Here is a 26,917-nt window from a genome sequence, read left to right as displayed (position 1 = left end):
CTCGACGGACCAGCGGTTAAAAGTAAGTCAAGGCTAACCTACAAGAGTGGTTCGAATGCACTGCACAGCGGGCGTTCGCTACGGTGGGAGCCATGAGCCTTCCTCGTCCCGCCCCTGATCGGACAGCCGTCGTGACCGGAGCGTCCTCGGGAATCGGAGCCGCGATCGCCCGCGTGCTCGCATCCCGCGGCCACGGCGTCACCCTCGTCGCCCGGCGTGCCGACAAGCTCGAAGACTTGGCACAGGAGATCCGCGCACGGGGAGTCCGAGCCGAAGTGCTCGCCGCAGACCTGTCCGACCGCACTGCTCGCGCCGAACTACTCGGCCGCATCACCGAACTCGGCCTGATCCCGGACATCCTGATCAACAACGCCGGGCTCTCCACCCTCGGACCGGTCGCAGAATCCGACCCGGACGCCGAGATGCACATGATCGAGGTCGACGTGGTCGCCGTCGCGGACCTGTGCACCCGATTTCTCCCCGGCATGATCGAACGGCGACGCGGCGCACTGCTCAACGTGGCCTCGACCGCTGCTTTTCAGCCTCTGCCCGGACAGGCCGGATATGGCGCGTGCAAGGCGTTCGTGCTCTCCTACACGCAGTCGCTGACCGGCGAGCTGAAGGGAACGGGCGTGACCGCAACTGCACTGTGCCCCGGACCGGTGCAGACCGGGTTCGGCGAGGCCGCCGGCTTCGCGAAAGACGACGCAGAGAAAGCACTTCCGTCGATCATGTGGGTCTCGGCCGAGACGGTGGCCAGAACTGCCGTCGACGACATGACCAAGGGACGCATGGTGTCGATCCCCGGGCCCGCCAATCGAATCGGATCGATCTTCGCGCAAATCACCCCGCGCACACTGTTGGTCCCGATGCTCACTCGTGTTCATCCCGGCCTGAAGAAGGGTGCGTCGTCGTGAAGCGCGAACTCACCGTTTCCGACAGCATCGTCGTCGATGCCGACGCCGACACTCTCTACGCTGCGATCAGCGATCCCACGAAGATGGGTCAGTGGAGCCCCGAGAACACCGGTGCCACCGTGCACGAACCCCGCGAAACCGCGTACGTGGGAATGGTGTTCGACGGAACCAACAAACGAGGCCCAGCTACGTGGGTCACCCGCTGTACCGTCACCGCGGCCGACCCGGGCAAGACCTTCGAGTTCCGCGTCCATGCGATCGGCAAGAGCGCCCCGAAGATCAAGGGCGCGAACGCAACCTGGCGATACGACTTCGAACCGGTCGACGGTGGAACGAAAGTCACCGAAACTTGGACCGACGACCGCACGAAGTGGCCCGACGCGCTGGCGTTGGTCTTCGACAAGATCGTCACCAGCGGAAAGACGTTCCCGCAGTTCCAGCGTCGCAATATCCGTAAGACGCTGGAGAACCTGCAGAAGCGTTACGCCTGAGCGCTTCTGGAATACATGCCGAGCACGTACGACGCCTGCCCCGCGTGCTGGAGGTCGTCGGACAGGACCGAAACCAGCCTGGTGCCCAAGGTGACCGGCGGGTTCCAGTTCTCGTCGACGATCCGGTCCAGATCGTCGGCCCCGACACCGCTCAGGTACGCAAGGGTTTTCGAGTGCACAGCGTCGTAGTACTCGCGAAGTAGCTCGGCACTCGAGGCGACCTCGGCGACGTCGGACGAGGACTGGCCGTACCCGATATCGGACTTCTCGAACGGGAGGCCGAAGCGCTCGTACCACGAGTCCGACGTCCAGACCTGTTCGCTCCCTGCCACACCCGCGATGTGGTCGTCCTGCACCCGGGTGAGGTGCCACACCAACCACGCGATGCTGTTGGCATCGGCGTCCGGTCGATAGGTCAATGCAGCCGCGGGGATGTCGTCCAGGACCGAGTGGACGAGTTCCTTGATTCGGTCGAACGCGTCGGTGAGCAGGTCGTTGTGATTCATGAAAGATCCATCTCTTCTGTGACTGCACTGATGACCACTCATGCATACCCCGATGGGAGCGGAGGGAACATCGGGGCGGTCCGAGCGCGTTGGACCTGACATGACTGCTCCAGCAATTGTGTACACCCGCACCGGCGATTCGTCCGTCCTCGAACTGAAGGATCGTGAGGTGACCGAGCCCGCCGCAGGCGAAGTGCGTGTTCGCATCGTGGTCTCCGGTGTCAATCCGACGGATTGGAAGAACCGAACCGGTTCCGGACCGGGTGAGGAGCTGGCATTCGACGAGGTGGTGCCCAACCAGGACGGTGCCGGAGTGATCGACGCGGTCGGCCCCGAGGTCGACGGCGTCTCGGTAGGAGATCGCGTCTGGGTCTACCTGGCCCAGCATCAGCGTCCGACCGGTACCGCGCAGGCATTCGCGATCCTGCCCGCCTCCCGGGTGGTTCCTCTGCCCGACGGCGTCGGTTTCGACGTGGGCGCGAGCCTCGGCGTGCCCGCGATGACGGCGCACCGCGCGCTGACCGTCTCCGAGGACGGCCCCACCCGGCTGCACCCGGGCGCACTCGAGGGTAAGTCGGTATTGGTCGCCGGTGGTGCAGGCGCCGTCGGTCATGCCGCGATCCAATTGGCCCGCTGGGCGGGTGCGACCGTGGTGACGACGGTCAGCGGACCGGAGAAGGGCGCGCTGGCGACCGCGGCGGGCGCGCACCACGTGGTGAACTACAAGGCCGGCGACGCCGCCGCCGAAATTCGTGAATTGGTACCTGCCGGAATCGATCTCGTCGTCGAGGTCGCTCCCGCACAGAACGCCGCACTGAACGCTGCTGTGGGAGCGAACCGCGCCTCGATCGCGGTGTACGCCAACAATGGCGGTGACACCGTCACGCTCGACGTCCGACCGAACATGGTGCTGAACACTCGCTACCAGTTCGTGTTGCTCTACACCGTGGGCGACGAGGCTCTGCGAAACGCCGAAGAAGACGTCAGCGCGGCTGCAGCAGCAGGTGTGCTCGAAGTGGGCGAAGCCACCGGCCTACCGCTGCACCGCTACTCGTTGAGCGAGACCGCAGCAGCACACGACGCCGTGGAGAACGGAGCCGTCGGCAAGGTGCTGATCGACGTCAGCGATCAGTAAGACAAGTCGACTCAGGTGATGGCAGGCAACGTGGACCATGGGGAAATCGGCACCATCTGACGCAGTGCCCAGCGAGCTACCGATCGGTAGTTTTTCTGCGGACACCTACCAAGAAGTTCGTCGATCGCCAACTTTCGCCCTTCCTGTTGAGGGGCAATTTCCCGGAACACTCCGTCCGCGTCGGCGCTTTCGGCGTAGTCGATGAAACCCAAGTTGGCGATCGACACATTGTTCTCGACCTATGCGAGTTGTTCGAGGACTACCCGAAAGCTGTTCGGTTCCTCGGATTCGTCATCTTTCACCGAGTCGGTATTCAGCACGAGAAGGGTGCGTTCCTGATCCGTCAAGATCTGGCCGTCAGCAACGAACAAGTAGCTACGGTCGACGTCAAGTTCACGCAGGATATCGATTGTTCAACTGTCGAATTCGAGTTCGTCCACCGTGGTGATTGCCGCCTGCCTGACCTGCACCAACGCTCGCCAGGCCGCATCATCGGTGAAGTCCGTCGGGACCAAGATCGACTGTCCTTCAGCAAGATTCGGAAACATTGCTCGATACTAGGCAAATCCGACGACCTGTCGCGAGCTATCACCTCGGGTGGAGGCGATTGACACCGAAACCCTGGCCACGCGCTGTCTGCCAGAACCCCTGCCACCGAAACCGGATCTACGAAATACTGGCGCTGAGCACTGCCGAGAAGGGGCCAACGATCCTGTGTGGGCCCTTCTCGGCAACGAAGTGGTTAGAGGCATGCTGCTCAGTCGACCGGGGAGACTCGGATGAGGTTGCCGTCGGGGTCCGTGATCACGAATGTGCGGCCGAAGACAGCATCGTGCGGTTCCTCCACGACATGGACTCCTTTCGAGGCCCAACTCGTGAAGATCTCGTCGATTGCCTCCGAGCGTCCGGGCACCATCAGTCCGACCTCGCTCGTGCGAGGGGTGCTCGGGACCGCATGCTCGCCGTAGCCGGTCCACAGCGCGAACAGGACGCCGGGGGCAACCTCGAAGGCAACGTAGTGGGGACTGGTGAATGTCGGTTGGATCTCGAACAGGTCGCTGTAGAACGCGGTAGCGACCTGAGTATCGCGGACGCCGATCAAGAACAGATTCGGTGCAGGCATGGAGTGCTCCTCAACTCGACAATTACTCGGTACCGGTGCATCCGATCGCCTCATCGCGACAGAACCTGTCACCTTTTCTGCGAACATTGATCAGCATGAAGGCTTCGAGGCTGCTGCACCTCTTACTGCTCCTGCAGACCCGTCAGCGCATCACCACCGTCGAGCTCGCCGATCGTCTTGAAGTGTCTCGGCGGACTGTGTTGCGGGACGTCGAGGCGCTCTCGACAGCAGGTGTGCCCGTGTATGCCGAACGCGGGCGCAACGGCGGAATCGTCTTGCTACCCGGGGCACGGCTCAACGCATCTCATCTGGAACCACCAGAGATGGAGGCTCCCTCCGTAGCCGGTTTGGACGCCGCGCAACTCGATCGTTTGGGCCTGTCTGCAGTGTGGGAGTCGGCCGCGCGCAAGATCGCCGCCCGACAGGCTGCAGCACCTGAGTCACCGGGCATTCTGGGGCTGGCGGACCTGGTGCTGGTAGACAGCACCGGGTGGTTCGCCGACTCGGAGGCGGCGGTCGACGTATCGGATCTGGCGTCGACACTTCGACACCGACGACGACTGCGAATCCAGTACCGGCGCAGCGCCGAGAATCAGGCCTCGTCAAGGGTGGTCGACCCATACGGGATTGTGGCGAAATCAGGCCGCTGGTACCTCGTCGCCGACGACCAAGGGGACGGCCGGCTGTTCGCTCTGGAACGGCTCACGGCCTACGAACCACTCGCCGCGCCAGCTGCTCTCCGACCCGACGAAACCCTCCGCACCAGATGGGCAACGTTGAAGGAAAACACCGAGAAACGAGGTCGTGTCAGCGTCACCGTCCGCCTGCCGGAGAATGGACTCGACCTGGCGCGGCGAATACTCGGCAACCGAATCCACGATGTCTCCGACGTAGAAACCGGCTGGTGCACCGTCATCGTCCGCTACCCCGACATCGAGTCAGTACGTCAACTACTCCAATTCGGCGACCACATCGAGATACTCACGCCAGACGCAGCCCGAGAACGCATCAGGCAGCTCGCCACAGTCCTGGCCGAAAAACACGCGACCCAGGCCGTGTGACTGCCGTTCGTAATGCTCAAACCAAATCAACGTCCCCCGTAAGCACAACTAGTCCCGGATTTTCAACGACTTCCACGAGCGGCACTGCCCCAGCTTCTGCCGTCAAAGCCTGAGCCAGATCAAAATCATTGTGACCGTTTACTTTTGAGACAACCTTGTGATGCATCGCGGCATGTATCGACGACCCCGATCATTCCAAGTTCGGCCCATTCTGCGGCGCTAATGGTGAGGTGTCCAGGTACACGATCGTCAGGGTTGGCATGCAACCATGAATGACCCTCGCACTTGGCTGAATCCCTTCGTCGTACGGCACAATTCGATGCTGGACGCGAGCACGAAATCACCAGTGTCATCGGCGGAGGGTAGGACTTTCCGTCGAAGTCGAATAGGCGCGGTCCGCTCGTGGCAAATCAACGCCGCACAACGACTAGATCTCGCCCGGCGATCAACGGCCAGTTCAGCGTGCCGCATGTGACGACACAACCGTTGCCGCCCCGCGGGTGTAGGTGATACGCCGAACTCGCAAGACATCGACGCTTAGGGTTGCGAGCGTCTTCAACAGGCGATCCGACGAACATCATTGAGCGCGAAGAACGGACACCGATGAGCAGCCCCACACCCCCGCCCGGATGGCACCCAGACCCGAGCGAACCAGGACTGATCAGATACTGGGACGGAACCCAATGGACCGAACACACACAACCCGCCGCCGGGCCGACAGCAGAGGAACCAGCTCCCACCGGTGCCGATGAACCCGGCCAGCCCGACCGGTCAGGCGTCCCCCGTTCGGTCAAGATCATCGGCGGCATCGTCTCCGCGTTCGTCGTGATCGGCGTGCTCGGTGCCGTCTTCGGCGACGACGAGCCCGCCGACGACTCTCAGGCCGCTGCACCGTCCACGACGTCGAGCGCCGCAGCACAACAGACGTCGACGCCCGCCCCTTCCACCACCACCGTCCCGCCGACCACGACCACCTCAGCTGTGGCCGCCGCTCCCCCGGCTCCCGCGACGTATACATCCGATCCCCGATGTGCCCCAGCGAATCAGTCGCTCGTGGATCTGGTCGCCTCCGGCTTCTCCGAATCCGGTCTGACCCTGACCAACGGCACTGTTATCGACGCCGGCGACTACACCTACATCGGCGGAAGTACCGTCGATGCCACCGGTCGGGTCGAGAACAGATCCGATGTCTGGGTCCTCGCAAACGGCACCGTCTACTCCTCGACCGGAGGTGCGCGGAACACCACCAGCTGGCCGAGGGCCAGCTCGGAGTTGGATGTCTCCCCCGGCGACCCCGACGTGCAGGCCGTCGATGCGTGCGTCGTGAACCTCACCCGGTGAGGACGTCATCCCAGGCGACAGGTCAGCGTGCTGGTTCGGCGACGTCGGCTCGGAAGACGACGTCTGCTGACCCTGTGGGCACGCTGTTGAACAAATCGACCACGATCGCGGCGGCCTGATTGGCCAACTCGACTGCCTCGCTGTCGTCGCCGGCCTTCGCGGTGACGGCCAAATGCGCGGTGCCGTCGTCGATGGGAGTGATCGACACGGTGTCGGAGTAATCCGCTGCCGACCCTCCGCGTTGTTCCGCGAGTCGGTCACTCACCTGCGGGAGAGGGTCGTAACCGCTCAGGTCGAGGCCGACCCCCCTGTACGCCGGGATATCCGCATCGGGGTCGTCGGCTTCGTCGGTGGGGTACGTCGCTGTGATGGCAATCGTCGCGGTACGTGTGTACGTCACAGCGAACGCCCACCACGCTGCAGCGACGATGCCGATACAGATGGCCGCGATGGTCAGGCGGCGTTTCCGGATTCCGTCCACCGGCCCAGTCTAAGTGCTCGTACCCCCGGAAGCGCTGGGACACAAGTCAGTACCGCAATCGGCGTGAGATCGGAAAAGCCCGCACACAGACCAGCGGGCACTGGCGGATCGCGAAACTCTCTGCAGAGCAGACGAACACAGATGACCTGGCCTGCGGACTACGTCTTCCAGGTCCACGATCCGCCGATGAACTTGGGTCTATCATTATCGCGAGCAGGAGGAGGCTCTTCGGCAGCCCCGGCTCGGCGCACGGAGAGAGCAGCGGCCCGGAACAGCTCTTCCTCGACTCCTCGAGGTAGCGGTTCCCACTCGAAGTCGACTTCGTCTCCAGCGCTGAGGGTTCCGGATGGTGTGTGGATATTGAGGACCTGAATGAGGCATCCGCCGGGTGTGTCATCCGAGTCGATGATTCCCCAGCCTTCATCGACCGCGTATCGACGCACTCGACCCCTACTCGTGGTCATAGCTCGAACCTTTCGTGATGGAGAACTCGGGTGTAGCCGGCCTCGATCCCAGACGGCCGAATCGTGCCGGACGAACGACTCAGGTGATGACCGGCAACGTGGACCATGGGAAGTTGATCCACTTGGCGGTCTCTCGCCACGAATAGTCTGGCTGCACAATGGTTCTCGGCTTGGTGTAGATCACGGCCGACCGTACGTCGGGCGTATGCGCCTTCAACAAATCGATCACCAGAGCCAGGGTGCGGCCGGAATCGGCCACGTCGTCGACGACGAGCAACTTCTTGCCGACGATCGAGTCGGTGTCCAGAAGAGGTTCCAGGACAACAGGATCGGGCAAGGTCTCCTCGATGTCGGAGTAGAACTCGACATTGAGGGTGCCTGCGGCCTTGACGCCCATCGCGTAGGAAATCGCACCGGCGGGAATGAGTCCGCCGCGAGCGATCGCGATGACGATGTCCGGGACGAAGCCGTCGTCGACGATCTTCTCTGTCAGTTCGCGCGAGGCGTCCCCGAACGTCGCCCACGTCAGTACTTCACGTTCCTGGTCGGTCATGAAGGATCACTCTACCCAGAACCCGCCTTTGCCAATCGAGCAAATTTGTTTGCGCACCCGGCCGTGAGCGGGCATTCTCGAACCATGGCCGACCACACGCACGCACATACTCATCCTGCCGAGCCGACCCGCGCGGAACCGGATTTCGAGAACGCTGCCTTCGACGAGGCGTTCTGGGACGACCTCTACAACCAACGCACCACCATCTGGAGCGGAAATCCCAACGCCGTGTTGGTGCAGGAGGCGTCCGCGCTTACTCCGGGCCGCGCCCTGGATATCGGCTGCGGTGAAGGTGCCGACTCACTGTGGCTGGCCGGTCGAGGCTGGAATGTGACCGGTGTCGACATCTCCGATGTCGCCCTCGGCCGCGCCCGCGCGGCACAACAGGCACTCGAGCCGCTGACACTCGCGGTGAACTGGCAACAAGAGGACGTTCTGGACTGGACTCCCCCGGCCGCAGCGTTCGATCTGGTGTCGGTGCACTTTCTCCAGGTGCCACCGGACGAGCTCGAACTGACCACCCGCAGGTTCGCCGCAGCGGTCTCGCCGGAGGGGCGTCTGCTGATCGTCGGGCACAGTCCCAGCGACAGCCACGCCTCTCAGCACCCGGCCAAGCACCGACTGTTCGCACCGGAACCGGTCGTCGCTGCGGCGGGCGACGGGTTCGAGGTGATCCACGCCGAACACCGCACCCGTACGACGCCCGACGGCGATGAGCGAATCGACACGGTCGTGGTGCTGCAGCGCCGCTAAACTCGGGCGGTGTTCTCGCAGTCGACGTATCGAATTCCCCTGGCCGTCACCTTCGTCGTCGCGCTGATCGTGCTCTTCACCCCCGCGTCCGGGGTGCCCTCGGGATTCCAGCACAGCGACAAGATCATCCACTTCGTACTGTTCGCGGCCCTGGCGTACACCTCGCGCCTGGCCGGAATCGACTGGATCAGGACCGCACTGTGGGTGCTGGCGTTCGCGGCGATCTCGGAGGTTCTGCAGGCGATCCTGCCTCTGGGACGCTCCGGATCGGTCGCCGACGCTCTCGCCGACGCCACCGGAGTTGCTGTGGGCCTGGTCGCAGCGAGTCGGGTTCTACCGCAGCGCGTCGGACGCGCGTCGGACCTGCACTAGACTGACCCTGCACCGGGGTTCCTCGGCCAGCGCGCAACTCCGGAAGGAACGTCATCACCTCGTCTTCTGCCCCGCACGATATCTACCTCGTTCCACCGGAGCACGAGACCAACGATGCCGTCACCCGAGAATCTGCCGCATCCGCAGCCCGACTGAGCGAACGATCCGACGTCGTCAGCCACGACGGCCGCTACGCACTGACCATCACCTCCACCACCCCGCACCAGGCGATGGTCGAGGATCTGCTGTTCGTGCGCGCCGTGCTCGACGCCGCACGCATCAAGTACCTGCTCGTTCGTGGCAACGACGAACGACCCGTCATCGCCATCGAACTGGCCGCACGCGAAGCGTTGACCACGGCACTGGTGCACGCCTGCCGCGCCGAGCCGTTCTACTCCAAGACCGTCGACGCCCGCGGAAAGGCAGTGCTGGTGGCCGACGGGTCGCTGTCGCCTTCTGCGAACGCACGCATCGTGCGCCTGTACCGCCCCCGGGTCGAGCCGTTCAGCGGTCTGTACTACGGCGCGTCCACGGCGGTGCAGATCGAACTGTGGTCGTTCTCCCCGTCCGAGATCGTGCTGCCGATCGAGAATTCGCTGACCAGGCGCAACATCCGGCCCGACGAGGCCGTCCGCGGTACCGTCGAGCGCTTCGGCAGAACGTGGCCGACCATCGAGAACATGTTCGCCGACCACGCGTCGGACATCAATTTCGACATCGACATCGTCTTCTCCTGGGTCGACGGCTCCTCGGCCGAATTCCAGGCTCAGCGTGCGAGGCGGATGGCGAATTACGTCGTCGGTGAGGGTGACGATTCGGCGGCCCGCTACCGGCAGATCGACGAACTGAAGTACGCGCTGCGGTCGATCCACCTCTACGCACCGTGGATCAGGCGCATCTTCGTGGCCACCGATTCGCCGAGGCCGGCGTGGCTGGCCGACCATCCCAAGGTGACGTTCGTGCCGAGCGAGGCCTTCTTCGTCGACACATCCGTTCTGCCGACCCACAATTCGCAGGCCGTCGAAAGCCAGCTGCACCACATCCCCGGATTGTCCGAGCACTTCTTGTACTCGAACGACGACATGTTCTTCGGTCGACCGGTGAGCCCGTCGATGTTCTTCTCCCCCGGCGGGATCAGCATGTTCATCGAGGCGACGACCCGAATCGGGTTGGGTTACAGCGACGCCGACCGAAGCGGCTTCGAGAACGCAGCCCGCGTGAACCGTCGGATCCTGCAGAACCGCTTCGGAATGACCACGACCCGACACCTCGAACACGCGGCAACCCCGTTGCGGCGCAGCGTGATGCAGGAAATGGAGAACGAGTTTCCGGACGAGTTCGCGTCCACTGCCGCGAGCGCATTCCGCGCGAGCACCAACATCTCGGTGACCAACTCGCTGTACCACTACTACGCACTGATGAGCGGCCGGGCTGTGGTCCAGAAGGACGCCAAGGTCCGGTACATCGACACCACCACCGTGGCGGGCCTGGACACGATGGAGAAGCTGCTCCCCAAACGATCGGTGGACTTCTTCTGCCTCAACGACGGCAGCTTTCCGGAGGTCGATCTGGACCTGCGCACCCGCACCGTGACTCAGTTCCTGGACAAGTACTTTCCCATCGTCGCACCCTGGGAACGCTCCAGAACCGACGAACGCTGACGCTCAGGCGTCGCTGAACGTCTTGCGCCTTGCACTGTCTGCGATGGTGACTCCCGCTTCGCTCAGCCTGCGCGCGGTCTCCTGAGCCGAGACCGGTTCTCCCACTGTGTCGTACGAGCCCGTCGGCACCACCGAGTGCACGACGGTGTCCTCGTAGACGTGGACCAGGTTGTATCCCTGGGCACCATCGCGACCGCGTAATCCGCCGGCGGGCACGTTCAGATCCTGGGTGTAGCACGTGGCCGACGCCACCGAGACGGGAATACCCGCGAACGTGGCTGTCGTCGAATAGTGCAGGTGCCCAGCGAGAATGGAGCGCACGTCGGTTCCGCGCAGTACGTCGGCCAGGCGCGGCTGATCGATCAGCTCGACCAGCACCGCGAGATCGAGCACGGTCGGCACCGGCGGATGGTGCATCGCCAGGATCGTGCCGAACTCGGCGGGCGTGGCGAGTGTGTCGGCGAGCCAGGCCAATTGCTCGTCGCCGAGCTCACCGTGATGGCGGCCGGGAACCGTCGTGTCGAGCGTGACGACACGGAGACCGTCGACGTCGTGGACGCGGTCTATGGACTGCACGGTCGGTTCGGCGTCGAGAAGCTTCTGGCGGAACGTGGCACGGTCGTCGTGATTGCCCATCGCCCAGACGATCTGCGCACCGAGTTCCTCGGCCACCGGCTCGACCAACGCCCGCAGCTTCTCGTAGGCACCGGCCTCGCCCTTGTCCGTCAGGTCTCCGGTGAACACCAACGCGTCGGGACGCACACCCGAGTTGCGTACGTCGGTCATCACTTGTTCGAGCCGCAACTCACTGTCCACGCCGCCGTACAACCGACCGCCACCGTCGACGAGATGCGTGTCGCTGACGTGCAACAAGCAGTGATGGGGGCGTGGGTACTCGGCCATCCGAGACTTCATCGAACTCTCGCTCACGATCGGACCTACCGTTTTGCGATCGCCCGGGTCGGACGAACGCCACTGCTGCAAGCCAAGCATACGAGCGTTCACTGAGAAGAAGCTGGTCGGATCTCGGCGGTGAACACCGCACGAACTTCCGGCGTGTGACAAATTGTGGGCATGACGAAACCGAAGTTGATCACTCTTCTCGCAACTGCAGGACTGACGGTGGGATCGATGGTCGGCATCGGCGTCGCGCCCGCTGCCGCGCAGGAGCTGCCGACCGTGGTGCTGGTGCACGGAGCCTTCGCGAACAACACCAGCTGGGACGGCGTCGCCGAGAACCTCCGCGGCCGCGGCTACCCCGTGGTGACGGCGGACAACTCGCTGCGCGGGCCGGCAATCGACGCGGCCTCGGTCACCGATGTGGTCGAGAGCATCGACGGGCCGGTGATCCTGGTGGGCCATTCGTACGGCGGAACAGTGATCAGCAACGTGCACGCAGACAACGTCGAAGCGCTGGTCTACGTCGCCGCGTTCATGCCCGTGGAAGGCGAACCCGTCGCCCTGGAACTCGACCCCATCCGATTCCCGGTGACCGCGCTGGTACCGCCGGTGATCGGCCTCACGATCGTCGACGACGCGTCGAACATCATCGGTCGCAACGTCGACTCGTACATCACGCCCGCACTGTTTCGCCCGTTCTTCGCGCCCGATGTGAGCGAGGAGCAGGCCGCGCGGATGGTCGCGAATCAGAAGACGATCGCTGCCGGTGCACTGCTCGAGCCGAGCGGTCCGCCGTCCTGGGCGCACACGCCGTCGTGGGCGTTGATCCCCCAGCAGGATCAGATCATCCCGACCTCCGCCGAGCGGTTCATGGCGCAGCGGGCGGGCGCTCAGGTGACTGAGGTGCCGGGTTCGCATGCGATCCTGGTCTCCAACCCCACGGCCGTGTCCGATCTTGTCGTCGCGGCAGACGCGGGTAGCTGACACCTCACGAAACGAACTCGGGCCCGGCCACCTGTCGAAAGTGGCCGGGCCCGAGGCGTTTCATGACGAGAGTCAGATCCCGATGAGGTCGTGATCGGCCACCTTCGACGCCAGGATGCGCAAGTGCTCGTCGGCACCACCGAGAGTGTGCTCGATGGCCACGAGCCGACTGGTGTAGTGACCGACCGGATATTCGGCCGTGACGCCGATTCCGCCGTGCAACTGAATGGCCTCCTGGCCGATCTTGCGACCGGAACGCGAGATCTGCAGCTTGGCGCGCGACGCGATGGTCGGGTCGACGTTGCCGTCCGCCAACGACATCGTGGCGTACAGACTCATGCTGCGGGCGAGTTCGAGCAGCACGTACATGTCCGCCGCACGGAAAGTGAGCGCCTGGAACTTGGCCAGCGGAACCCCGAACTGCTTGCGTGCCTTGAGGTAATCGGTGGTCAGCCGCAACGCCTCCTCCATCGCACCGATCGCCTCGGCGCACAACGCAGCCTGAGCACGCACCTCGGCACCGGTGATGGCCGCTGCTGCGTTCTCGGCGGTGCCGAGCGGTTCGGCTGCGACATCGACGAATTCGATCTGCGCGGCGCGCTGACCGTCGTGGGTGGCGTAGGACTTACGCGTGAGACCGGTCGCGTCGGCGTCGACGACGAACAGTCCGGTTCCTCCGGTGGGCAGTGCGGCACTGACGACGATCACGTCTGCGCTACCGCCGTGCGGAACCGGGTTCTTGACGCCGTTGATCGACCACGATCCACCGTCCTCGGTGGCGGTGGTGGCGACCTCGATGTTGGGCCAGCGGCTGCCGGATTCGTTGTGCGCGAACGCCAACATCGACGATCCCTCGGCCACCGGCGGCAGCAGCCGCGCGCGCTGATCGGCGCTACCGAGCTCGGAGATCAACCCGCCCGGGACGAGAACGGCGTCGAGAATCGGCTCCGGTGCGAGCCGTCGTCCGACCTCGGTCATCACGGCCATGATCTCCACGGGACCGGCGTCCATCCCGCCGTCTTCCTCGCTGAACGTCAGTCCCAGCAGGCCGACCTCGGCCAACTGCTTCCAGACGTCGGTGCTCCAGCCCAGCTCACCGGCAACGATCTTGTTGCGCTTCTCGGTGTCGTAGGCCCGCGTGAGCACCTCACGAGTGGTGTCGCGCAGCAGCTTCTGCTCTTCGTTGAGTTCGAAATCCATGTCTTCAGATGCTCCCTTACAGTCCGAGAATCGCAGAGGCGATGATGGTGCGCTGAACCTCGTTCGAGCCGCCGTAGATCGACACCTTGCGGTAGTTGAGATACCCCGGTACCGAGCGCTGCGCCCAGCCCTCGCTCTCGATGTCCTCGCCCGCCTCGTAGGGCAGTGAGTCCGGCCCGGCAACGTCCATCAGCAATTCGGTCGTGGCCTGCTGCAGTTCCGATCCCCGCAGCTTGAGGATGGACGACGCCGGATTCGGCTTGCCGTCGTCCGAGCTGGACACCAAACGCAGCTGAGTCAGCTCGAGGGCGAGCAGTTCGTTCTCGACCTCGGCCATCTTGGCCGCGAACAAGGGGTCCTCGAGCAGCGTGCCGCTGCCGACCTTGGTCTGTGCTGCGTGCTTCTTCGCTTGTCCCAGATGCACTTTGGTGTGTCCGGCACGGGCGACGCCGGTGCGCTCGTTGCCGAGCAGGAACTTGGCGTAGCTCCAGCCCTGGTTCTCCTCGCCGACGAGGTTCTCCGCCGGAACGCGGACGTTGTCGAAGAAGACCTCGTTGACCTCGACACTGCCGTCGATCAGCTTGATGGGGCGCATCTCTATGCCGGGAGTGTTCAGATCGATGAGCAGGAACGAGATTCCGGCCTGCTTCTTCGGCGCATCCGGGTTGGTGCGGACGAGCGCGAAGATCCAGTCGGCGTACTGGCCGAGCGTGGTCCACGTCTTCTGTCCGTTGACGATGTAGTCGTCACCGTCGCGGATGGCGGTGGTGCGCAACGACGCCAGGTCCGATCCGGCCTCGGGCTCGGAGAAGCCCTGGCACCACCAGATGTCGAGGTTCGCCGTCTTGGGCAGGAACTTCTCCTTGAGCTCCTGAGAGCCGAACGTCGCGATGACCGGGCCGACCATCGAGGCGTTGAACGCCAGCGGCTCGGGCACCGACGCCAGCTGCATCTCGTCGAGCCAGATGTGACGCTGGACAGCGGTCCAGTCGCGGCCACCGAACTCGGCGGGCCAATGCGGCACCGCCAAGCCGTTCTCGTTGAGGATTCGCATGGTCGTGACCACTTCCTCCTTGCTCAACTCCTGACCCGTCGCGCTCTTCTCGCGAATCTCGGCGGGGACCTTCGTGGTGAAGAACGTCCGCATCTCGTCACGGAACGCGGCCTCTTCTTCTGTGAGGGCAAGATTCATCGACAATCCTCCAAGCTCGTTCGCGTATCTTCGTATCGACCGTACTCCCTGGTAACTCTGGGATATTCTCCGCTCACTATGACTCTTCTGGCACTGGTTCGGCACGGTGAAACGAACTGGAATCTGCACGGGCGTCTGCAGGGCTCTTCGGACATTCCTCTCAACGACACCGGCCGTGCCCAGGCCCGCGAGGCCGGCCACGAACTCGAGTACCGGGCGTGGGACCACCTGGTCAGCTCCCCGCTGATCAGAGCAGCCGAAACTGCAGACATCATCGGCGCGCACCTGGGCCTGACCCGCACCGCCGAATTCCCCGATCTGGCCGAGCGGCATTTCGGTGACGCCGAGGGGTTCACCGATTGGGATGCGTACTCGCACTGGCCGGACGGCCGGTATCCGGGCTTGGAGCCGCGATCGAACCTGATCGTGCGAGGCGTGCGCGGCGTGGACGAGATCGCCTCGCGCTATCCGGACTCCGCCGTGATCGCCGTGGCGCACGGAGGCGTCATCCGGGCGATCTTCGACGCGATCCGGCGACGCCACTCCCCCCGCATCCTCAACGCCGGCGTCTCCACCCTCGAACACGACGGTTCTCGCTGGACCGTTCGCACCATCAACGGCGTCCCGGTCTGACAGAGTTTTCCTTCATGGAGATCGAACGTCGCATCACCGAACTGGGCTTCACGTTGCCCGGCGAACCGACCGCCCCACCTGGTTTCGAGTTCTCGTTCGAGTGGGTGCGCGTGCGCGGCAACCGGGTCTTCGCCTCGGGCCATTCGCCGCTGGCGGGAGACGGCGCCCTGGCAGGCCCGTTCGGCGCGGTGCCGTCCGAGGTGAGTCTCGACGCCGCGACCGACGCCGCGCGCGACGCGGCTCTCGCCGTGCTGGGCAGCCTCGCTCGTGCGATCGGTGACCTCGATCGAATCAGCGCATGGCTGACCGTGACCGGATCGGTCAACGCCGACCACGGATTCACCCAGACCACCACCGTCGTCAACGGCTTCTCGGATCTGGTGCTCGCCATCTTCGGTCCGGAGATCGGTGCCCATGCCCGCACCGCACTCGGGGTGGCTGCACTGCCGATGAACAACACCGTGGTGGTGTCAGCGGAACTGGAGATCGACGGGTAGGTTCTGCTCCACTCGTACATTCGGCGAAAGCGGGCGCAGATGGTGCGCAGATCGATTCTTGCTCTGGTCGCGATCCTCATCGGCATCCTGGGATTGTCCGGCTGCAGCTCGTCCTCGCAGTCATTGCTGGACCGGGTGAAGGACGAGGGCGTACTGGTCGTCGGCACCGAGGGCACCTACAGCCCGTTCAGCTATCAGGGCGGCGACGGACAACTCACCGGATACGACATCGACGTCATCAACGCCGTCGGGGCCGAGTTGGGCGTACGCGTCGACTTCGTGCAGACCCCGTTCGACTCGATCTTCGCCGGCCTGCAATCCCAACGCTTCGACCTCATCGCCAACCAGGTCTCGATCACCCCTGCGCGCCAGTCGGCCTACGACCTGTCCACGCCCTACACGGTGTCGGAAGGCCAGATCCTCACCGCCGCAGACGACTCCACCATCACCTCTCTCGCCGACCTGGCGGGCAAGACCACCGCCCAATCCTCGACGAGCAACTGGGCGGAGGTCGCGGCGGACGCGGGCGCGAACGTCGAAGCCGTCGAGGGATTCGTCCAGGCGGTCACGCTCGTCAAGGACGGCCGCGTCGACGCCACCGTCAACGACTCCCTCGCCATCGCCGAGTACCTGCAGCAGACCGGCGACACCGGAGTGAAAATCGCCGGCGAGACCGGCGACACGACCCTGCAATCCTTCGTGGCCCGCAAGGACAGTGGGCTGATGGACGAGGTCGACACCGCCATCGACACACTCCGCGAGAACGGCACCATCGCCGAGATCTCGAACAAGTACTTCGGCAGCGACGTCGCAGCACCGACCGCGGACACCGTGGTTCCGGAGAGCGATGACGCGGGTTCCACGGCACCGTCCAAAACGCAGCTCGTTCTCGACAACCTGTGGCCGATGCTCAAAGCCACGGTGACCATGACGATTCCGCTGACCGCCATCAGCTTCGTGATCGGACTCGTGATCGCTCTCGCGGTGGCGCTCGCTCGCATCTCGTCGATCACGCCGCTCGCTGCGGTCGCCCGGTTCTACGTCTCGATCATCCGCGGCACTCCGCTGCTGCTGCAGCTGTTCATCATCTTCTACGGGTTACCGCAATTCGGCATCGTCATCTCGCCGTTTCCGGCCGCGGTGGTCGCGTTCTCGCTGAATGTCGGTGGCTACGCGGCCGAGGTGATCCGTGCCGCGATACTGAGTGTTCCCAAGGGCCAGTGGGAGGCCGCACAGACCATCGGGATGGGATACCGAACCACGTTGCAGCGCATCGTGCTTCCACAGGCACTGCGCACCGCCGTTCCCCCGTTGTCGAACACGCTGATCTCGCTGGTCAAGGACACCTCGCTCGCATCGACCATCCTCGTGACCGAGCTGCTACGGGTCGCGCAACTCGCGGCGGCACCGACATTCGACTTCTTCACCCTGTACACCGTTGCAGCGCTCTACTACTGGGTGATCTGCATCGTTCTCTCGTTCTTCCAAGGCAAACTCGAAGTCCGACTCGACAGGTACGTGGCCAAATGACAGACCTGCTGGAAGTATCCGCACTGAAGAAGTCCTTCGGGCCACTCGAGGTGTTGAACGACATCTCGTTCGGCGTGCCGTCCGGCACCGTCACCGTCATCATCGGCCCCTCCGGATCCGGCAAGACCACGGTGCTGCGCACTCTGAACGCACTCGATCAGGCCGACGCAGGCCTCATCCGCATCGGGGACGTGTCGGTGGATTTCGCTCAGCCCGTCGGCGCGGCGCAGCTCCGACACTTCCGCGCCCAGAGCGGCATGGTGTTCCAGAGCCACAACCTGTTTCCACACAAGACGGTGCTGCAGAACATCATCGAGGGACCGGTGATCGTGCAGAAGCGCGCCAGGGACGACGCCGTTCGCGACGCGCACGCAATCCTCGATCAGATCGGTCTCGACGCCAAGTCCGACCAGTACCCGTTTCAGCTTTCCGGAGGCCAGCAACAACGCGTCGGAATCGCCAGAGCTCTGGCGCTGCGCCCCAAGCTGATGCTGTTCGACGAGCCCACCTCGGCACTCGATCCCGAACTCGTGGGCGAGGTACTGGCCGTGATCAAAGGCCTTGCCGCGCAGGGCTGGACGATGGTGATCGTCACCCATGAAATCCGCTTCGCCCAGCAAGTCGCCGATCAGGTGCTGTTCATCGAGAACGGCGTCGTCCTCGAACGAGGAACGCCCGAGCAGGTGCTCGTGAACCCGACCGAGCCGCGCACCCGGCAGTTCCTGCAGCGGATTCTGGCGTAGAGGGGCTGCGCCCCATGTGAGTGGAAACTCGTAGCAGGGGTCGAGTTTCCACTCACATGCGGCGACGCCGCTCTAGAGGTGCGGCAGCACCTTGTCCAGGGTGATCGGCAGATCGCGGACTCGAACTCCGGTGGCGTTGTAGACCGCATTGCCGATGGCCGCCGAGGAACCGACCGCGCCGATTTCGCCGATTCCCTTGCCGCCCATCGGTGCCAGTTCGGTGTCGACCTCCTCGACCCACACGGCCTCGAGATCGGTGACGTCCGCACACGCCGGGATGTGGTATTCGCCGAGATCGTGATTGGCGAACCCACCGAACTCGTGGTCTGTGACTCCGTTCTCCATCAGCGCCATGCCGAGTCCGAACACCATGCCGCCGATCAGCTGAGACCTCGCCAGCCTCGGATTCATCACCGCGCCGATGCCGAACACCCCGAGCATCCTGCGCACCCGCACCTCACCGGTGTCGATGTCGACCGCGACCTCGGCGAACTGAGCGCCGAAAGCCATGCGCGCCAGCTCCTTCTGACCCTCGACGTCATCGGTGGTGTCGGCCTCCGCCGAATTGCCCGGCTCGTACGAACCCTGAGCCTTCAAGGAGTGGCAGACCTTGGTGACGGCCCAGCCCCACGACGAGGTACCCGAGGACCCACCGGCTCCGGGAGCCGTCGGGAGCGCACTGTCTCCCAGGGCCAGAACAACGGTGTCCGCGTCCACCTCGAGGGCATCGGCCGCGATCTGGCGCAGCACGGTGCGCGCGCCGGTTCCGATGTCCGACGCAGCGACGGACACCGTGATGGTGCCGTCCTGCTCCACTCGCGCCGACGCGGTACTCGGTGAGATCAGCACCGGGTAGCTCGCCGTCGCGACTCCCATGCCGACCAGGGTGTTGCCCTCTCGACGCTGACCGGGCGCGGAATCGCGGCGGTCCCACCCGAACTTCTCGGCACCCTCGCGAAGGCACTGCACCACGCTGCGTGAGCTGAACGGGTTGCCACTGGCGGGATCGACGTCCGGCTCGTTGCGGATACGCAGTTCGATCGGATCGATTCCGGTGGCCACGGCCAGTTCGTCGATGGCCGTCTCGACGGCGAACATGCCGGGCGCTTCGCCGGGTGCCCGCATCCACCGCGGCGTTCCGACGTCCAGTTGTGCGAGTCGGTGGGTGGTGCGACGGTTCGGGGCCGCGTAGATGTGGCGAGTGGATTCCGAGGTCTGCTCACAGAACTCGAAGATCGTGCTGGTCTGCTGAAACGAATCGTGCACGATCGATTGCAGCGTACCGGCCGAATCAGCGCCCAGCCGAACGTGATTGAGCGTCGGAGTTCGGTAGCCGACGAGATCGAAGAGAGCCTGCCTCGGCAGCACCAATTTGACGGTGCGCCCGGTGGCTCGCGCGGCCATCGCCGCGAGGATCACGTTGGGCCGAGTGCTGCCCTTGGCTCCGAATCCGCCGCCGACGTTCTCCGCTATCACGCGAACGTTCTCGGGCTCGAGGTCGAATGCCGTGGCGAGGTCGCCCTGAACACCGGACGGTGCCTGGGTCGAATCCCACATCGTCAGAACGCCGTCGGACCACTGCGCCGTAGTGGCGTGCGGCTCCATCGGACTGTTGTGCATCGGCGCGGTGGAGTACCAGTGGTCGACGAGGTGCTCGGCCGAGGCCAGTGCCGCGTCGGGATCGCCGATGGTCACGTCGGTGGGGAACCCTGCGTTGACGGACTCGGGTGCGTAGAGCGTGTTGTGCTCGGCCGTCAGTGTGTTTTCGGGCGCGCGGACGTCGGCGTACCGCACCGTCACTCGGGCTGCGGCGGCGCGGGCGTCCTGGAGGGTGTCTGCCACGACGACGGCGACGATCTGACCGCGGTAGGCGACGGTGTTCGACTGCAGCACATGCAGTTCGGCGTCTTCGAGATCACCCAATTGCTCGGCGTTGCCGTGCCACAGGACGCTGTGCACCGAGGGGTCGTCATCGAACTCGACGAGTTCGACCGTGCCGGTGGGAATTGTTGCGGGCACGTACCAGGCGTACAGCTGACCGACGGCCGGCGGCTGCTCGGCGGCATACCGAGCCCGGCCGGTGACCTTCGCGATCGATTCGGTGCGCTGAATCGGTTGTCCGATCGATGCAGTCATGACCGATCTCCCGAATCTGTGAGTTCGACCAGGGTGCGGGCGACGAGGTTGGTCACCAGTGGAATTTTGAACGCGTTGTCGCGCAACGGCTCTGCCGCGTCGAGTTCCAGAGCGATCGCCTGCCGGAACGACGCCTCGTCGGCGGCCGCGCCGAGTAGCGTGTGCTCGGCCGTGCGGGCCCGCCACGGTTTGTGTGCGACGCCGCCCAGCGCGATCGACACTCCACGCACGATTCCGTCCTCGACATCGAGACTTGCCCCGACGGAGGCGATCGCGAAGGCGTAGGACTGCCGGTCCCGCACTTTGCGGTAGGTGGAGACGGTGCCGTCCGCGGGCTTCGGAATATCTATGGCCGTGACCATTTCGTCTCGAGCGACCGTGTTGTCGCGGTCCGGTGCGTCACCGGGTAGTCGATAGAAGTCGTCGATCTCGACGATGCGCTCACCGTCGACCCCACGCACGACGATGCGAGCATCGAGCGCCGACAACGCCACCGCCATGTCCGAGGGGTGCGTGGCGATGCACGACGGAGAAGCTCCGAGGATCGCGAGGTTGCGGTGCTCACCGGTTCGGGCCGGGCAGCCCGAGCCCGGTTCGCGTTTGTTGCACGGTTTCGACGAATCCATGAAGTACACGCACCGAGTGCGCTGGAACAGGTTTCCGCCGGTGGTGGCCATGTTTCGCAGTTGCCCCGAGGCGCCGGAGAGCAGCGCCCGTGAAAGTACCGGGTAGCGCTGACGCACCACCGGGTGCACCGCCAGATCGCTGTTGGTCACGCCGGCACCGATGCGCAGCGAGCCGTCGTCGGATACGTCGATGTCGTGCAACGGAAGTCGCGTCACATCGATCAACGTCGTCGGGCTCGTCACACCGAGCTTCATCAGGTCGACGAGGTTGGTTCCCCCGCCGAGCAGCTTCGCGTTCTCGTCGCCGGCAAGGCGGGCAACGGCGTCGTCGACGGCGGTGGCGGCGTCGTACTCGAACGTCCTCACGACGCGTCCTGTACGGCCGGAACGATGTTGGAGTAGGCACCGCAGCGACAGAGGTTGCCGCTCATACGTTCTCGCACTTCTTCGGAATCGAGTTCGACGTCGGTGGCGTCGAGGTCCTCGGTGACCGCGCTTGGCCAACCTTGCTTGGCTTCCTCGATCACTGCCACCGCGGAGCAGATCTGCCCGGAAGTGCAGTACCCGCACTGGAAGGCGTCACGATCGACGAAGGCCTGCTGCACCGGATGCAGCGTGTCCCCATCGGCCAGCCCCTCGACCGTCGTGACCTCGCGATCCTGCTGTGCGACCGCGAACGTCAGGCAGCTGTTCACCCGCCGCCCGTCGACCAACACCGTGCAGGCTCCGCACTGCCCGTGGTCACACCCCTTCTTGGCACCGATCAGGTCCAGGTCCTCCCGCAACGCGTCGAGCAGGGTGGTGCGGACATCGCAATCGAGTTCGTGGACCGTGCCGTTGACACGAAGGGTGACGTTGGTCATGCCGAGTGGCATACCCGTGCGGGCGGTTGGCAAACGCCCAGGTACGGCGGGGTTCGGGGTGCCACAGGGTCGTGCGCGGAAACTCGTAGTGGGCTACGAGTTACCGTGCACGTGCGGCGAAGCCGCTCTAGCGCCTGCCCTTGTACTTTCCGCCGCCGCTGCGTCCGGGCGGACCGGAATCGGGTTGCAGTTGAATCAACACGCCGCTGATGCGGGTGCGTCGCAACGCTTCGACCGTCTCGTCGGCGAGGTCGGCAGGCAACTCCACCAACGAGTGGTCGGGGCGAATGCTGATGTGCCCGAAGTCGCTTCGACGCAGACCGCCCTCGTTGGCGATGGCACCGACGATCGCTCCCGGGGCGACGTGATGCCGCTTGCCGACGCTGATGCGGTACGTCGCCATCTCCTGGCCCGTCTTGCGGTGGTGCGAGCTGGCCGCATCCTCGTCGAACGTCCGCGGCGGACGCGGTTCGCGAGGCTCACGGGGTGCGCGCGGCGGGGCAGGCGGTTCGGGCTTGAGCAAGAACGCTTCGCCGTCGCGGGACTGAATGGCCAGCGCCGCCGCGATGTCGACCAGGGGCACGTCGTGCTCGCGCTCGTAGTCCTCGATGAGACGACGGAACAGCGCCAGGTTCTCGTTGCCCAGGCTCTCGGTGATGGAGTCCTTGAACTTCGTCACGCGCTGCGCGTTCACGTCGTCGACGCTCGGGAGCTGCATCTCGGTGATCGGCTGACGCGTCGCACGCTCGATGGCCTTGAGCAGGTGCCGCTCGCGCGGTGCGACGAACAGCAGAGCCTGACCGGCGCGGCCCGCGCGACCGGTGCGACCGATGCGGTGCACGTAGGACTCGGTGTCGTGTGGGATGTCGTAGTTGATGACGTGCGAGATGCGGTCGACGTCGAGACCGCGGGCCGCGACGTCGGTGGCGACCAGGATGTCGATCTGACCGTTCTTGAGCTGACCGATGGTGCGCTCACGCTGCGCCTGCACGATGTCGCCGTTGATCGCAGCTGCCGAGAAGCCCCGTGCGCGTAGCTTTTCGGCGAGTTCCTCGGTGGCCTGCTTGGTGCGCACGAACATGATCATGGCCTCGAACTCTTCGACCTCGAAGATTCGAGTCAGTGCCTCGAGCTTGCGCTGATGGGCCACCTGGACGTACCGCTGGGTGATGTTCGGTGCCGTCGACGTCTTGGTCTTGACGGTGATCTCCACCGGGTCGTGCAGGTACTGCTTGGAGATCTTGCGGATCGCGGCAGGCATCGTGGCCGAGAACAACGCCACCTGCTTGTACTCCGGGGTATCGGAGAGGATGCGCTCGACGTCCTCCTGGAAGCCCATCTTGAGCATCTCGTCGGCCTCGTCGAGCACGAGGTACTCGAGCCCGGACAGGTCGAGGGTGCCCTTCTCGAGGTGGTCGATGACGCGACCGGGGGTACCGACGATGATCTGCGCGCCCTTGCGCAGCCCGGAGAGCTGGATGCCGTATGCCTGACCGCCGTAGATCGGCAGGATGTGTAGACCGGGAATGTGGGTGGCGTACTTGCCGAACGCCTCGGCGACCTGGAGCGCGAGCTCGCGGGTCGGGGCCAGCACCAGTGCCTGCGGTACCCGACGCGAGACGTCGAGACGCGACAGGATCGGCACCGCGAACGCGGCGGTCTTGCCGGTTCCGGTCTGCGCGAGTCCGACGACGTCGTTGCCTGCCATCAGCGGCGGAATGGTGGCCGCCTGAATGGGCGACGGGCTCTCGTAGCCCACGTCACGCAGGGCCTTCAGGACCCGCTCGTCGATCCCCAGATCGGCGAAAGTGATGTCGTCACCCGTCGCCGAGGACGACTCGCTCGCGCGGACCGGAGCGGAGGCGGACTCCTGAGGGGGCGAATTCGTCTCGTCGGACGTCACGGCGGCATCCTGTTCAGTTTCTGAAGTGCTCATATGTCGACAGAGTTTAGTACCTGCTCGGGCCCTGCGAACCCTTCTACGCTGATCAGGTGACGAAAACGGTCGAGACCGCGTGCGGTGCGAGCGGCATCACACCGGCGACCCGACACCCGAACCCGGCCGCAGGCGGTTAAGTTGTACCCCGAGTCACACTCAACCACCTCGGACTCGCGGCAAAGTCGACAAACCGGACACCCCGGATGGTGCGCCACGGCCTCGAATGTGATGAAATGCACAACTACCACGCTATTTTTCCGTAAGGGGTCCAGCAGTGCGCGAATATTCTGTGCCGGCGTCGTTCACCATTCCTGACGACGCATCCATGGCCGACACCGTCTACAGGTACGAGAAGGAATCGCCCAACTTCGTACCGTTCCAACGTTTGGAGAACGGTAACTGGACCGACATCACCGCAGCTCGGTTCGCGACAGAGGTCGCGGCAGCAGCCAAGGGACTGATCGCCTCCGGTATCGAACTCGGCGACCGCGTCGCCATCCTCAGCGCGACGCGCTACGAGTGGGTCGTCCTCGACTACGCCATCTGGTCCGCGGGCGGATGCACCGTAGCGATCTACGAGACCTCCTCCGCCGACCAGGCGCAGTGGATTCTCGAGGACTCCGCCACCAAGCTGCTCGTCGTCGAGACCGCAGCGCACTCCTCGAACCTCAAGGAGGTCACCGAAGGTGCCAAGGATCTGCGTGAGGTTCTGCAGATCGACGCCGGAGCCATCGAAGAACTGACCACCCGCGGTGCCGGGGTCAGCGACGAGGATCTGCATGCCCGACGCCATCAGGTCAGCGCGGCATCGCCGGCGACCCTGATCTACACCTCGGGCACCACCGGCCGCCCCAAGGGTGTTCAGCTCACGCACGCCAACTTCTACGCCGAGGTTCAGGCCACCCAGATCGCGCTGCACGACTCGATGAAGGAGGGCAACCGCACACTGATGTTCCTCCCGATGGCGCACGTGTTCGCCCGCGCCGTGTCGTTCGGCTCGTTCGAGTCCAAGGTCACCGTCGGACACACCTCGGACGTGACGACGCTGGTGGATCAGTTCGCCGTGTTCAAGCCGGACTTCATCCTGTCGGTGCCGCGCGTGTTCGAGAAGGTCTACAACTCCGCCAAGCAGAAGGCGCACGACGGCGGCAAGGGTTCGATCTTCGACAAGGCCGCCGCGACGGCCATCGAGTGGAGCGAGGCCCAGGAGAAGGGCGGAGCCGGGCTGGTTCTGAACCTCAAGCACACGGTGTTCGACAAGCTCGTCTACTCCAAGCTGCGCGCAGCACTCGGCGGCAACTGCACCCGCGCGGTGTCCGGCGGCGGACCTCTCGGTGCCCGCCTCGGCCACTTCTTCCGAGGTGCAGGCGTCCCGGTCTACGAGGGCTACGGACTGACCGAGACCAGCGCGGCCATCACCGTCAACACCACCAAGGACCAGCGCGTCGGCACCGTCGGCAAGCCGATCGACGGCCATTCGGTGAAGGTTGCCGAAGACGGTGAACTGCTGCTCAAGGGACCGGTCGTGTTCAGCGGCTATTGGCACAACGAGAAGGCCACGGCCGAGGCCATCGTCGACGGCTGGTTCCACACCGGCGACCTCGGCGCGATCGACCAAGAGGGTTACGTCTCGATCACCGGCCGCAAGAAGGAGATCATCGTGACCGCGGGCGGCAAGAACGTTGCCCCCGCAGTGCTCGAGGACGCCCTCCGCGCGAACGCGATCATCAGCCAGTGCCTCGTCGTCGGCGACGCCAAGCCGTTCATCGGTGCGCTCATCACCCTCGACCCGGAAGCACTGCCGGGCTGGCTCGAGCGGCACAACCTGGCCGCGGACATTCCGTTCTCCGAATTGTCCAAGAACGCCGAGATGGTCGCCGAGATCGACAAGGCCGTCGCCGAGGCCAACAAGAAGGTCTCGAGCCCGGAACAGATCAAGAAGTACACGATCCTCGAGAACGACTTCACCGTCGAAACCGGTGAGCTCACCCCGACGATGAAGCTCAAGCGCAACATCATTCACACCGAGCGTGGCAGCGACATCGAGGCCATCTACTCGTAGATCGACCACACAGAGAAAGGGCCCGGCGCGATTCTCGCGCCGGGCCCTTTCTCTGTCGGTGTCAGGACATGTGGTCGTCGAGGAACTCCGCCACTACCGACGTCACCTGCAGGTGGATCTTCTCGTGTAGCAGGTCGTGGCCGCCGTCCTCGAATTCACGCAGGGACGCGTCGGGAACGCCGCCGATCCACTCGCGCACCGCATCGATCGGAGCCAGACGATCGTCCACGCCGTGCACGGCCAGAAGCGGAATCACGTTGTCGGCGAGGTCGGTGACCGAGCCGGTCACCGACTTGGGCGTTCCGCACAGCACGGCGCACTGCACCGCCTTCGGATGCGCACCGAGGGCCGCGATGGCCGTCGCCGCACCCAACGAATGGCCCATCAGGGCGAACGACAGTTCCGGGTGCTCGGCCTCGGCAATATCGAGCAGCTGCAGCGCGTTCTGAGCGAGTCCGGGGATCTGAGCGGCGTCCGTCAACTCACCCTCGGTGAGGCCGTGGCCCACGTGATCGACCGCCCACACGTCGACTCCGCGCCCGTTGAGGACCCGAGCGAAACGGTGATAGTGGCCGCTGTTCTGGCCGAGACCGTGCAGAAATACGAGACCGAAACGAGCATCGGGAACAGTCCAGTTTCGGTAATGGACAGCACCGGTGGCTCCGTCGAAAAAAGGCATTCGATCATTTTGCCTCCTCGCGACGGCATCCGCGCGCAACGTGACCGGTACCGCTCGCGGTGGTGACTAGGGTGG

26 protein-coding genes and 1 pseudogene are annotated in these 26,917 nt (G+C 64.6%); 14 read left to right on the top strand and 13 right to left on the bottom strand.

Features of this window, described 5'->3' with window-relative positions:
• Positions 1-92 precede the first annotated feature (92 nt).
• Complete coding sequence (locus AB0366_RS18560; RefSeq protein ID WP_121873565.1) at positions 93-917, top strand: SDR family oxidoreductase; 825 nt, start codon at positions 93-95, stop codon at positions 915-917.
• A complete protein-coding gene (locus AB0366_RS18555) occupies positions 914-1,408 on the top strand; it encodes an SRPBCC family protein (RefSeq protein ID WP_366245160.1) in 495 nt (164 codons plus the stop codon). Before AB0366_RS18560 ends, AB0366_RS18555 begins: the two co-directional genes overlap by 4 nt.
• Here AB0366_RS18555 and AB0366_RS18550 read toward each other — a convergent pair.
• Positions 1,399-1,914 (bottom strand): DinB family protein, encoded by a 516-nt coding sequence (locus tag AB0366_RS18550; protein ID WP_366245159.1) that lies wholly within the window; start codon positions 1,912-1,914, stop codon positions 1,399-1,401. The genes AB0366_RS18555 and AB0366_RS18550 overlap by 10 nt on opposite strands.
• A 100-nt stretch (positions 1,915-2,014) precedes the next feature.
• Here AB0366_RS18550 and AB0366_RS18545 point away from each other — a divergent pair, with 100 nt between their 5' ends.
• Complete coding sequence (locus AB0366_RS18545; RefSeq protein WP_366245158.1) at positions 2,015-3,049, top strand: NADPH:quinone reductase; 1,035 nt, start codon at positions 2,015-2,017, stop codon at positions 3,047-3,049.
• Positions 3,050-3,462: 413 nt separating this feature from the next.
• On the opposite strand, the gene AB0366_RS18540 is transcribed toward AB0366_RS18545, so the two are convergent.
• Positions 3,463-3,597 carry a hypothetical protein gene (locus AB0366_RS18540; protein ID WP_366245157.1) on the bottom strand — a complete coding sequence of 45 codons (135 nt, stop codon included), beginning with the start codon at positions 3,595-3,597 and terminating at the stop codon, positions 3,463-3,465.
• A gap of 209 nt (positions 3,598-3,806) precedes the next feature.
• Entirely contained in the window at positions 3,807-4,172 is a 366-nt protein-coding gene (locus AB0366_RS18535; RefSeq protein WP_366245156.1) for a VOC family protein, read from the bottom strand.
• A gap of 95 nt (positions 4,173-4,267) precedes the next feature.
• Here AB0366_RS18535 and AB0366_RS18530 point away from each other — a divergent pair, with 95 nt between their 5' ends.
• A complete protein-coding gene (locus tag AB0366_RS18530; protein ID WP_366245154.1) occupies positions 4,268-5,233 on the top strand; it encodes a WYL domain-containing protein in 966 nt (321 codons plus the stop codon).
• A 603-nt stretch (positions 5,234-5,836) separates the two neighbouring features.
• Positions 5,837-6,574, top strand: coding sequence for a DUF2510 domain-containing protein (locus tag AB0366_RS18525; protein ID WP_366245152.1), 738 nt, complete (start codon positions 5,837-5,839; stop codon positions 6,572-6,574).
• Positions 6,575-6,596: 22 nt separating this feature from the next.
• On the opposite strand, the gene AB0366_RS18520 is transcribed toward AB0366_RS18525, so the two are convergent.
• Together AB0366_RS18520 and AB0366_RS18515 are read right to left on the bottom strand one after the other, a co-directional pair.
• Entirely contained in the window at positions 6,597-7,055 is a 459-nt protein-coding gene (locus AB0366_RS18520) for a hypothetical protein (protein WP_366245151.1), read from the bottom strand.
• A gap of 543 nt (positions 7,056-7,598) precedes the next feature.
• Positions 7,599-8,072, bottom strand: coding sequence for a phosphoribosyltransferase (locus tag AB0366_RS18515; protein ID WP_366245150.1), 474 nt, complete (start codon positions 8,070-8,072; stop codon positions 7,599-7,601).
• Positions 8,073-8,156: 84 nt separating this feature from the next.
• On the opposite strand from AB0366_RS18515, the gene AB0366_RS18510 reads away from it, so the two are divergent.
• The 3 genes from AB0366_RS18510 (at position 8,157) to AB0366_RS18500 (ending at position 10,858) form a co-directional block, all read left to right on the top strand.
• Entirely contained in the window at positions 8,157-8,825 is a 669-nt protein-coding gene (locus tag AB0366_RS18510; RefSeq protein WP_366245148.1) for a class I SAM-dependent methyltransferase, read from the top strand.
• 9 nt (positions 8,826-8,834) lie between these two features.
• Positions 8,835-9,197 carry a VanZ family protein gene (locus AB0366_RS18505; RefSeq protein WP_121873206.1) on the top strand — a complete coding sequence of 121 codons (363 nt, stop codon included), beginning with the start codon at positions 8,835-8,837 and terminating at the stop codon, positions 9,195-9,197.
• 230 nt (positions 9,198-9,427) lie between these two features.
• A complete protein-coding gene (locus AB0366_RS18500) occupies positions 9,428-10,858 on the top strand; it encodes a stealth family protein (RefSeq protein ID WP_366245147.1) in 1,431 nt (476 codons plus the stop codon).
• Between the two features lie 3 nt (positions 10,859-10,861).
• Here AB0366_RS18500 and AB0366_RS18495 read toward each other — a convergent pair whose 3' ends face one another.
• Positions 10,862-11,773 carry a phosphodiesterase gene (locus AB0366_RS18495; protein WP_121873567.1) on the bottom strand — a complete coding sequence of 304 codons (912 nt, stop codon included), beginning with the start codon at positions 11,771-11,773 and terminating at the stop codon, positions 10,862-10,864.
• Positions 11,774-11,932: 159 nt separating this feature from the next.
• Here AB0366_RS18495 and AB0366_RS18490 point away from each other — a divergent pair, with 159 nt between their 5' ends.
• Complete coding sequence (locus AB0366_RS18490; RefSeq protein ID WP_366245146.1) at positions 11,933-12,742, top strand: alpha/beta hydrolase; 810 nt, start codon at positions 11,933-11,935, stop codon at positions 12,740-12,742.
• 72 nt (positions 12,743-12,814) lie between these two features.
• On the opposite strand, the gene AB0366_RS18485 is transcribed toward AB0366_RS18490, so the two are convergent.
• Together AB0366_RS18485 and AB0366_RS18480 are read right to left on the bottom strand one after the other, a co-directional pair.
• Complete coding sequence (locus tag AB0366_RS18485; protein WP_037190302.1) at positions 12,815-13,942, bottom strand: acyl-CoA dehydrogenase family protein; 1,128 nt, start codon at positions 13,940-13,942, stop codon at positions 12,815-12,817.
• A gap of 16 nt (positions 13,943-13,958) precedes the next feature.
• Complete coding sequence (locus tag AB0366_RS18480; protein ID WP_366245145.1) at positions 13,959-15,134, bottom strand: acyl-CoA dehydrogenase family protein; 1,176 nt, start codon at positions 15,132-15,134, stop codon at positions 13,959-13,961.
• A 78-nt stretch (positions 15,135-15,212) separates the two neighbouring features.
• Between AB0366_RS18480 and AB0366_RS18475 the strand changes: the two genes are divergently transcribed.
• The 4 genes from AB0366_RS18475 to AB0366_RS18460 are packed head-to-tail and all read left to right on the top strand — an operon-like array spanning position 15,213 to position 18,537.
• A complete protein-coding gene (locus AB0366_RS18475; RefSeq protein WP_366245144.1) occupies positions 15,213-15,767 on the top strand; it encodes a histidine phosphatase family protein in 555 nt (184 codons plus the stop codon).
• A 14-nt stretch (positions 15,768-15,781) separates the two neighbouring features.
• Positions 15,782-16,264, top strand: coding sequence for a RidA family protein (locus tag AB0366_RS18470; protein WP_366245143.1), 483 nt, complete (start codon positions 15,782-15,784; stop codon positions 16,262-16,264).
• Positions 16,265-16,303: 39 nt separating this feature from the next.
• A complete protein-coding gene (locus AB0366_RS18465; RefSeq protein WP_366245142.1) occupies positions 16,304-17,794 on the top strand; it encodes an ABC transporter permease subunit in 1,491 nt (496 codons plus the stop codon).
• Entirely contained in the window at positions 17,791-18,537 is a 747-nt protein-coding gene (locus AB0366_RS18460; RefSeq protein ID WP_366245141.1) for an amino acid ABC transporter ATP-binding protein, read from the top strand. Before AB0366_RS18465 ends, AB0366_RS18460 begins: the two co-directional genes overlap by 4 nt.
• A gap of 72 nt (positions 18,538-18,609) precedes the next feature.
• Here the strand turns inward: AB0366_RS18460 and AB0366_RS18455 are convergent, their stop codons facing one another.
• From AB0366_RS18455 to AB0366_RS18440, 4 genes and pseudogenes are all read right to left on the bottom strand, one after another.
• Complete coding sequence (locus AB0366_RS18455) at positions 18,610-20,673, bottom strand: xanthine dehydrogenase family protein molybdopterin-binding subunit (protein ID WP_366245140.1); 2,064 nt, start codon at positions 20,671-20,673, stop codon at positions 18,610-18,612.
• Positions 20,670-21,665, bottom strand: a complete 996-nt coding sequence (locus AB0366_RS18450; RefSeq protein WP_366245139.1) for a xanthine dehydrogenase family protein subunit M — start codon at positions 21,663-21,665, stop codon at positions 20,670-20,672. Before AB0366_RS18450 ends, AB0366_RS18455 begins: the two co-directional genes overlap by 4 nt.
• Complete coding sequence (locus tag AB0366_RS18445; protein WP_366245138.1) at positions 21,662-22,162, bottom strand: 2Fe-2S iron-sulfur cluster-binding protein; 501 nt, start codon at positions 22,160-22,162, stop codon at positions 21,662-21,664. Before AB0366_RS18445 ends, AB0366_RS18450 begins: the two co-directional genes overlap by 4 nt.
• Positions 22,163-22,325: 163 nt before the next feature.
• Positions 22,326-23,975 (bottom strand): annotated as a pseudogene (locus AB0366_RS18440) (DEAD/DEAH box helicase); the annotation flags it as partial.
• 400 nt (positions 23,976-24,375) lie between these two features.
• On the opposite strand from AB0366_RS18440, the gene AB0366_RS18435 reads away from it, so the two are divergent.
• The gene (locus AB0366_RS18435; protein WP_183130508.1) at positions 24,376-26,163 is read left to right on the top strand and encodes a long-chain fatty acid--CoA ligase; all 1,788 of its coding nucleotides are present in this window, start codon (positions 24,376-24,378) and stop codon (positions 26,161-26,163) included.
• 61 nt (positions 26,164-26,224) lie between these two features.
• Here AB0366_RS18435 and AB0366_RS18430 read toward each other — a convergent pair whose 3' ends face one another.
• Positions 26,225-26,842, bottom strand: a complete 618-nt coding sequence (locus AB0366_RS18430) for an alpha/beta fold hydrolase (RefSeq protein WP_366245137.1) — start codon at positions 26,840-26,842, stop codon at positions 26,225-26,227.
• Between the last annotated feature and the right edge of the window lie 75 nt (positions 26,843-26,917).

It is taken from the genome of Rhodococcus sp. NPDC076796 (genome assembly GCF_040702765.1).
Taxonomy (GTDB): Bacteria; Actinomycetota; Actinomycetes; order Mycobacteriales; family Mycobacteriaceae; genus Rhodococcoides.
The sequence above is the reverse complement of the archived record's forward strand: the minus strand, read 5'-3'. Positions and strand labels throughout refer to the sequence as shown.

What these genes read in the sequence shown, in the direction of transcription:
- AB0366_RS18560 (WP_121873565.1), top strand. Translation starts at nt 93, where the DNA reads ATGAGCCTTCCTCGTCCCGCCCCTGATCGGACAGCCGTCGTGACCGGA.
- AB0366_RS18550 (WP_366245159.1), bottom strand. Translation starts at nt 1,914, where the DNA reads ATGAATCACAACGACCTGCTCACCGACGCGTTCGACCGAATCAAGGAA.
- AB0366_RS18545 (WP_366245158.1), top strand. Translation starts at nt 2,015, where the DNA reads ATGACTGCTCCAGCAATTGTGTACACCCGCACCGGCGATTCGTCCGTC.
- AB0366_RS18540 (WP_366245157.1), bottom strand. Translation starts at nt 3,597, where the DNA reads ATGTTTCCGAATCTTGCTGAAGGACAGTCGATCTTGGTCCCGACGGAC.
- AB0366_RS18535 (WP_366245156.1), bottom strand. Translation starts at nt 4,172, where the DNA reads ATGCCTGCACCGAATCTGTTCTTGATCGGCGTCCGCGATACTCAGGTC.
- AB0366_RS18530 (WP_366245154.1), top strand. Translation starts at nt 4,268, where the DNA reads ATGAAGGCTTCGAGGCTGCTGCACCTCTTACTGCTCCTGCAGACCCGT.
- AB0366_RS18525 (WP_366245152.1), top strand. Translation starts at nt 5,837, where the DNA reads ATGAGCAGCCCCACACCCCCGCCCGGATGGCACCCAGACCCGAGCGAA.
- AB0366_RS18515 (WP_366245150.1), bottom strand. Translation starts at nt 8,072, where the DNA reads ATGACCGACCAGGAACGTGAAGTACTGACGTGGGCGACGTTCGGGGAC.
- AB0366_RS18510 (WP_366245148.1), top strand. Translation starts at nt 8,157, where the DNA reads ATGGCCGACCACACGCACGCACATACTCATCCTGCCGAGCCGACCCGC.
- AB0366_RS18500 (WP_366245147.1), top strand. Translation starts at nt 9,428, where the DNA reads ATGGTCGAGGATCTGCTGTTCGTGCGCGCCGTGCTCGACGCCGCACGC.
- AB0366_RS18495 (WP_121873567.1), bottom strand. Translation starts at nt 11,773, where the DNA reads ATGAAGTCTCGGATGGCCGAGTACCCACGCCCCCATCACTGCTTGTTG.
- AB0366_RS18490 (WP_366245146.1), top strand. Translation starts at nt 11,933, where the DNA reads ATGACGAAACCGAAGTTGATCACTCTTCTCGCAACTGCAGGACTGACG.
- AB0366_RS18485 (WP_037190302.1), bottom strand. Translation starts at nt 13,942, where the DNA reads ATGGATTTCGAACTCAACGAAGAGCAGAAGCTGCTGCGCGACACCACT.
- AB0366_RS18480 (WP_366245145.1), bottom strand. Translation starts at nt 15,134, where the DNA reads ATGAATCTTGCCCTCACAGAAGAAGAGGCCGCGTTCCGTGACGAGATG.
- AB0366_RS18475 (WP_366245144.1), top strand. Translation starts at nt 15,213, where the DNA reads ATGACTCTTCTGGCACTGGTTCGGCACGGTGAAACGAACTGGAATCTG.
- AB0366_RS18470 (WP_366245143.1), top strand. Translation starts at nt 15,782, where the DNA reads ATGGAGATCGAACGTCGCATCACCGAACTGGGCTTCACGTTGCCCGGC.
- AB0366_RS18465 (WP_366245142.1), top strand. Translation starts at nt 16,304, where the DNA reads ATGGTGCGCAGATCGATTCTTGCTCTGGTCGCGATCCTCATCGGCATC.
- AB0366_RS18460 (WP_366245141.1), top strand. Translation starts at nt 17,791, where the DNA reads ATGACAGACCTGCTGGAAGTATCCGCACTGAAGAAGTCCTTCGGGCCA.
- AB0366_RS18455 (WP_366245140.1), bottom strand. Translation starts at nt 20,673, where the DNA reads ATGACTGCATCGATCGGACAACCGATTCAGCGCACCGAATCGATCGCG.
- AB0366_RS18445 (WP_366245138.1), bottom strand. Translation starts at nt 22,162, where the DNA reads ATGACCAACGTCACCCTTCGTGTCAACGGCACGGTCCACGAACTCGAT.
- AB0366_RS18430 (WP_366245137.1), bottom strand. Translation starts at nt 26,842, where the DNA reads ATGCCTTTTTTCGACGGAGCCACCGGTGCTGTCCATTACCGAAACTGG.